9 protein-coding genes are annotated in these 6,854 nt (G+C 32.6%); all 9 read right to left on the bottom strand.

Annotation, left to right across the window (positions count from 1 at the left end):
* Positions 1–190: PfkB family carbohydrate kinase (locus tag ACREVU_RS01355; RefSeq protein WP_431549838.1), on the bottom strand; the 190-nt coding region annotated here is incomplete at its 3' end.
* Between the two features lies 1 nt (position 191).
* Positions 192–842, bottom strand: coding sequence for a bifunctional 4-hydroxy-2-oxoglutarate aldolase/2-dehydro-3-deoxy-phosphogluconate aldolase (locus ACREVU_RS01350; RefSeq protein WP_431549837.1), 651 nt, complete (start codon positions 840–842; stop codon positions 192–194).
* 180 nt (positions 843–1,022) lie between these two features.
* Positions 1,023–1,853 (bottom strand): 5-dehydro-4-deoxy-D-glucuronate isomerase, encoded by an 831-nt coding sequence (gene kduI, locus ACREVU_RS01345; RefSeq protein WP_431549836.1) that lies wholly within the window; start codon positions 1,851–1,853, stop codon positions 1,023–1,025.
* Between the two features lie 65 nt (positions 1,854–1,918).
* Positions 1,919–2,701 carry a 2-dehydro-3-deoxy-D-gluconate 5-dehydrogenase KduD gene (gene kduD / locus ACREVU_RS01340; RefSeq protein ID WP_431549835.1) on the bottom strand — a complete coding sequence of 261 codons (783 nt, stop codon included), beginning with the start codon at positions 2,699–2,701 and terminating at the stop codon, positions 1,919–1,921.
* A gap of 48 nt (positions 2,702–2,749) precedes the next feature.
* Positions 2,750–3,205 carry a NanQ anomerase/TabA/YiaL family protein gene (locus ACREVU_RS01335; RefSeq protein ID WP_431549834.1) on the bottom strand — a complete coding sequence of 152 codons (456 nt, stop codon included), beginning with the start codon at positions 3,203–3,205 and terminating at the stop codon, positions 2,750–2,752.
* Between the two features lie 119 nt (positions 3,206–3,324).
* Positions 3,325–3,780, bottom strand: coding sequence for a NanQ anomerase/TabA/YiaL family protein (locus tag ACREVU_RS01330; RefSeq protein WP_431549833.1), 456 nt, complete (start codon positions 3,778–3,780; stop codon positions 3,325–3,327).
* A 106-nt stretch (positions 3,781–3,886) separates the two neighbouring features.
* Positions 3,887–5,173 (bottom strand): TRAP transporter large permease, encoded by a 1,287-nt coding sequence (locus ACREVU_RS01325; RefSeq protein WP_431549832.1) that lies wholly within the window; start codon positions 5,171–5,173, stop codon positions 3,887–3,889.
* A gap of 4 nt (positions 5,174–5,177) precedes the next feature.
* Positions 5,178–5,654 carry a TRAP transporter small permease gene (locus ACREVU_RS01320; RefSeq protein ID WP_431549831.1) on the bottom strand — a complete coding sequence of 159 codons (477 nt, stop codon included), beginning with the start codon at positions 5,652–5,654 and terminating at the stop codon, positions 5,178–5,180.
* Positions 5,655–5,719: 65 nt separating this feature from the next.
* Positions 5,720–6,742 carry a TRAP transporter substrate-binding protein gene (locus ACREVU_RS01315; RefSeq protein WP_431549830.1) on the bottom strand — a complete coding sequence of 341 codons (1,023 nt, stop codon included), beginning with the start codon at positions 6,740–6,742 and terminating at the stop codon, positions 5,720–5,722.
* Between the last annotated feature and the right edge of the window lie 112 nt (positions 6,743–6,854).

Genomic DNA, 6,854 nt, shown 5'->3' with positions numbered 1-6,854 from the left:
CTTGGCCTATTTCATGTTTTGGAAGTTTTGTTACAAAATATGCTTCCTTACCATAGTTTGCAAGTGATACAGCGACATTTGCTTCTCCCCCGCCATAAACAACTCCAAACTCTTTTGCTTGTGCAAATCTTTCAAAACCAGCTGGTGCAAGTCTAAGCATGATCTCACCAAATGTTATAATTTTTCCCATGTTATTTCTCCTCTCTTGCTACTCTAACTGCCTCAACAAATTTAGCTGCAGTCTCAGTTACTAATTCATAATCACCAGTTTTTGCTCCCTTTGTTAAATCTCCACCAGTTCCTACTGCTACGGCACCTGCTTTAATCCAATCTTTTACATTAGCAAGGGATACTCCACCTGTTGGCATAAAGTTAGCTTGTGGAAGAGGTCCTTTAAAGGAACTAATAATTGCTGGTCCAAAAACGTTTCCTGGGAAAACCTTAATAATCTCAGCTCCAAGTTCTAGCGCTTCTACTGCTTCTTTTACTGTCATAACACCTGGCATTACAGCTATTCTATACCTATTACACAATTTTATTGTATCTACATTTAAACTAGGGCTTACTATATACTTTGCACCAGCTAAAATGCAAGCTCTTGCCGTTTCAGGGTCAAGTACTGTTCCCGCTCCAATAAGCATATCTTCATCATCTTTATATATTTCAGTTAATTCTTTAATTATTTCTACTGCGCCTGGAACTGTCATTGTTATTTCTAGTGCCTTAATTCCACCCTTTTTAACTGCTTCTACTATTTTTACTCCTTCCTCTTTTGAATTTGCTCTAATTACTGCTACTATTCCTGCATCACTTATTTTTTTAATCATTTCTAATCTTTTCATTATTTACACCTCTTAAATTATATTTTAAAGTAATAGCATACTTTAATGGTTCGAAGGCTTTCCTTATCCTTTATAATGTAAATACATGATTATAAATCTAATATTTTGTTACAAATCAATATAAGAAGGAAAAATTTATTTCCTTCTTATATTGATCTATGATTGAATCTTTCAACTAAATTATTTCATATCTTTAGTTACTACTGCATCCATATCTGTAAATTCTTGATTCTCCCCAACCATACCCCAAATGAAAGTATAGTTTTTGGTTCCTACGCCAGAATGTATAGACCAACTTGGTGAAATTACCGCTTGTTCATTTTTCATAACTATATGCCTTGTTTCATCAGGCGTTCCCATTAGATGAAAAACTATATTATCAGCATCCATATCGAAATATAAATATACTTCCATACGTCTATCATGAGTATGACAAGGCATTGTATTCCATACACTACCAGGCTGAAGTATTGTCATTCCCATAACCAATTGGCAACTTTTGCAAACTGCTGGATGTACATATTGATTTATCACTCTCTTATTACATTCTTCATCACTACCAGCTTTAACCTTTTTAGCTTGTTCTAAGCTTATTTTTACAGTTGGATAACTCATATGAGCAGTAGCACTATTCAAATAAAACTTAGCAGGTTTATTAGCATCTAGGCTTTCAAAAGTTATTTTTTTAATTCCCTGTCCAACATAAAGTCCATCCCTAGCCCCTAATTCGTATTTTTTACCATCTAAAGAAACGACTCCTGCTTCACCAATATTTATGACTCCAAGCTCCCTTCTTTGAAGAAAATATTCACAACCTAAAGCTTTACTTCCCTCTAAACTAAGTGCCTTATTTGTTGGTACTACTCCCGCTACAATTATTCTATCTATATGGCTATAAACCATCTTTATTTGACCAGGTACAAATAATTCTTCAATTAAAAAATGTCTTCTTAAATCTGTCGTATCATATTTTTTTACATCTTCATAGTGACTTGAATATCTAGTTTCCATTACAATTCCTCCTAATATTAATTTTATTTTCTTTACACGCTATATAATTCGTATAATTAATTAAATTATCTTACTAACCATCCACCATCTACAGCCAAAATATGGCCATTGACATAATCTGAAGCACGACTTGCTAAAAATACAACCGTTCCCATTACATCAAAAGGGTATCCCCATCTACCTGCTGGTATTCTGGCTAATATATCTGCACTTCTGCCCTCGTCTGCTCTAATCGGTGCCGTATTATTTGTTGCAATATACCCTGGCGCAATAGCATTTATTTGAATATTTTTATCTGCTAACTCGTTTGCAAAAGCTTTTGTTACACCTGCTACACCATGCTTACTTGCGGTATAAGCTGGAACAAACTTTCCACCTTGAAATGCAAGCATAGAAGCTATGTTTATAATTTTTCCCGATCCTTGCTTAACCATTATCTTTGCTACATCTTGACTTAAGTAATAAACCGCATTTAGGTTTATATCCATTACAGCCTTCCAATCCTCATCCTTAAACTCAAGAAGTGGTGCTCTCTTAATAGTACCAGCATTATTCACTAGGATATCAACTCTACCAAATTCCTTTACACAGGCTTCTACGGTTGCAGTTATTTCTTCTCTTTTTGATAAATCTGCCTGAAAAAAAGCAACCTTTCTTCCTAGTGCTTCTACGAGTGCTCTAGTTTCGTCCCAATTTGTATCATAAGTTGGAACAAAAATGTCTGCACCAGCCTTAGCTAGAGCAACTACATATCCTTGGCCAAGTCCTGTATTACCTCCAGTTACTACTGCTACTTTACCCTTTAGAGAAAAAAAATCCATTGAAAATTCATTCACTTCTGTATTCATTTCATTAACTCCTTCACGTACTTATTGTTTAATTTTATTGACATATAATTAGATTAATACTTTAATTACTATCTTTTTAACTGGCATTGGTTGTCCCACAGCTACACGAGGTACATGCCCATCTTTTGGGAAAAATATCATAAATATGTCATCCTTTAATGTAAGGTAATCTCCTTTGTAATTTTCTTCATAGAAAGTACAATCATAAGTCATTTTATATGGATCTGGATTTGGTGGTACCATTCCTTCTAAAGGTCTATATCCAATTTTTTCTTCCCCTGATACAAGATATTGAATATCTATATGATATTTATGACTTTCCCATTTTGGAGTTGGATTTGTATCATATTCTTGAACTAATGCAACTATTTTTTCTCCATCTATTTGATATTTTCCTACTTCAAGTTTTTCTAAATCAGTGGTTTTTAAAAATTCGAAAGCTTTCTTTAGACCTGGTGCCAATTCATAGTACTGTTGTACATTTATTAATCTATCAATAATCATTTATTTACCCCTTCAAATTTTATTTTTTTAAATTATTATCATCTCGGTTTGAATTTTTATTATACACTGTATATACTTCTTCGCCATCCACTTACATATTTTAGAAGTGGGATGTGAAATTAGATTAATACTTTAATTACAACTTTTTTGACAGGCATTGGTTGTCCAACAGATACGCGAGGTACATGACCATCTTTTGGGAAAAAGATCATAAATATGTCATCCTTTAATGTAAGATAATCTCCTTTGTAATTTTCTTCATAGAAAGTGCAATCATAAGTCATTTTGTATGGATCTGGATTTGGTGGTACCATTCCTTCTAAAGGTCTGTATCCAATTTTTTCTTCCCCTGATACAAGATATTGAATGTCTATATGATATTTATGACTTTCCCATTTTGGAGTTGGATTTGTATCGTATTCTTGAACTAATACAACTATTTTTTCTCCATCTATTTCATATTTTCCTACTTCAAGTTTTTCTAGATCAGTGGTTTTTAAAAATTCAAAAGCTTTCTTTAGACCTGGTGCCAATTCATAGTACTGTTGTACATTTATTAATCTATCAATAATCATTTATTTACCCCTTTTCATTTGGTCTTTTTTAAATATTTTTATAGAACTCCATTCTATCCTTTTACATGAATGTTCAAAATCAAAATAATATTCTGCCTCCTATATTTTATTTCATTATTAAGTTTGGTAAAAAAAGCGATATCGCGGGTATATACGTAACAAGTAATAAAACAATAAAATCGCATGCAACAAAAGGAACTGCAGAAGAAAATACCTCATTTATTGGCAATTTACTAATTTTACTTGCAGCATTGAGACACATTCCAAGTGGCGGAGTAACAAGCCCTATTGCTGATCCAACTATTAATATTGCACCAAATTGGAGATTACTTACGCCAAATTGAAACATAATAGGCATAAGAATTGGTGTTATAAGTATAATTATTGGTGTTACATCCAAAAATGTTCCAAGGAATAATATTAGAATATCTAAGAATAATAATATCCATCCCTTACTTAAATTTAGACCTAATAAGAAAGTTGCTAAAGAATCAGGAACCTGTTCCATAGCCATAATCCATCCAAATATCATTGAAAATCCTATTATTATCATAATTGTACTAGTACTTAATGCCGTTGTTTTTAAAATCTTTATTATTTTTTTAGGTTTTAATTCTTTAAATACAAAGATTCCAAGTACTAATGTATATACAACCGCTATTCCTGCTGATTCACTTGCAGTTGCTATACCGGCCGTAATACTTACAATTATAATAAGTGGCATTAAAAGAGCAAAAACACCCTCTATGATTGACTTTTTAGTATTTCCCATAACTTCTACTTTCTCGTCAAGCGCTGTTAGTTTATGCTTTTTTTTGTAATATTGAATCATTACTATTTGAAGTACACCTATACTTATTCCTGGTATTGCTCCTGCAAGAAAGAGTTTTCCTACCGATACCCCCGAGACCATAGAAAATGTAACCATAGGTATACTTGGTGGAATAATTATCCCCATAGTAGATGCCGCAGCAACCAACCCTGTTGCATATTTTACATTGTAGCCCTTTTCAACCATACTAGGTATAAGTACAGAACCTATTGCAGATGTATCAGCAACAGATGAACCTGACACACCAGCCATAATCATACTGGATACTACAGCAACTTCACCAAGACCACCCTTTATAGGCTTAACTGCTCTCAAACTAAAATCGATAATACGCTTAGTTATACCTCCTGAATTCATTAAATGACCAGCAAATATAAATAACGGTAGAGCTATCATAATATATGTATCCATTCCCGCCCAAATTCTCTGGGGAACCATAGCAAGTAAGGTATAATCTTTTACAACTAGATACAAGATACTTGATATACCTATTCCTGCATATATAGGTGTACCTATTAGTGTGAAAATAAGAAACGATACAAATAATATCAACATACTCATATTATTAAGTCACCTTCTTTCGATTTATTATATCTACTATTTCTAATACTTCATAAATAATTATAAATGTTGAACTTATTGGCATTATTGAGTAATAAATACCAAGAGGTATTCTTAGTCCAGCACTTAAACATCCACCTGTTGTTTGAATCCATCCTATTGAATATTTAATAATAATAGCTTGCATTACTATTATTATTACTATTACTAAAATCTCTGCTACCTTTTGAATTAAAAACGGAAATTTTTTAACTAGAAAATCCACAGATATGTGTTCCTTTTCTTTTATCGCCACAACACATCCAAGAAAACTAAATGTAATAAATATCATTGAAACTAATTCCTCCGACCAAATAAATGTAATAGAAAATAAGTATCTAAGAAATACAGATATTATAACTATAAAAGCCATAGAACCCATTAAAAAAACTATTAACCAAGATATTATATTATCAACTGCCTTAAAAAGCTTAGTATTCATGTGCTCCTCCTAATATTATGGTGTGGGGGTAAACCCCCACCATAGAATTTAATAAAAAGCGAATGTTATTTTATAGCATTTTGTATTTCATCTATATCCTTTTGTGTACATATTCCTTTATCAATGTAGATCTTATAAACAGCTTTTCCCTTGTCACTAAAAAGTTTTTTCTGTTCATCTGTCAATACTGTTACCTCACAGGTTTTTTTAATTGTTTCTAATGCCTTTTGATTTGCTTCCAATATCATTTTGTCATTCAGCTTCATACTCTCTATTGCACATTCTTTCAATATCTTCTGATATTCAGGAGTTAAGCCCTCATACCATTTTTGATTTACTACAAATACTTCTGGATGCCATTGATATTCAATAATACTAATATATTTTTGGACTTCATTAAACTTCATAGATTCTATATTTATTAAAGGATTTTCTTCACCGTCTGCAACCCCGGTTTTCAAGGCCATATAGGTGTCACCATAAGGAATAGAAACAGGATTAGCTCCGAAAGCCTCCATAGATTTAACTATTGTATCAATTGCAGGGGTCCTTATTTTAAGTCCTTTTATGTCTTCAGGCGTTAATATAGGACGTTTATTATTTGTAATACTCCTAAATCCTCCGCCATCTCCTGTTGTAAGTGTAACTAGTCCATTCTTTTTAGTAGCCTCTGCTATTTTATCTCCAATAGGTCCCATAGTTACTTTTTCAATATTATCTAATTTATCAAACAAAAATGGCAATGTATATATAAGTAATTCCGGTGCTAATTTTTCGAATCCACCTCCTCTTTCTCCCTGTATGGTTCCAAGTTTTGTCGCATCAATCATTGAAGTTTCATCACCAAGTTGTGCGGATGGAAAGATATCCACTTTTATCCCTTTATTGGTTTTCGCTTCCACCAATTCTTTAAATTTAAGAAGTGATTGATGACGTGGAGTATTAACTGGCATTGCATGTCCAATTTTCATTACAATCTGTTTCTGTGTTTTCGTGTCACTTGTAGAAGTTGCCTTTTGCCCACATCCTACGAGTGAGCCACAAATTATTGTTGATGTGGCAATTAAACAAATCAGTTTCTTAAGCATTAATATTCCCCCTAAGTAATTATTTGTAAATTAATTGCGTAACCTTGTAATCATTTGATTACAACGCTTGCAATCATGTATATGCAAGAATTTCTCCACCTTTTGTCGAATT

The sequence above is a fragment of the Clostridium sp. genome (assembly GCF_050717535.1).
Lineage (GTDB): Bacteria > Bacillota > Clostridia > Clostridiales > Clostridiaceae > Clostridium_AD.
Note: the sequence above shows the minus strand (reverse complement) of the source record. Positions and strands in the feature narration are given on the sequence as shown.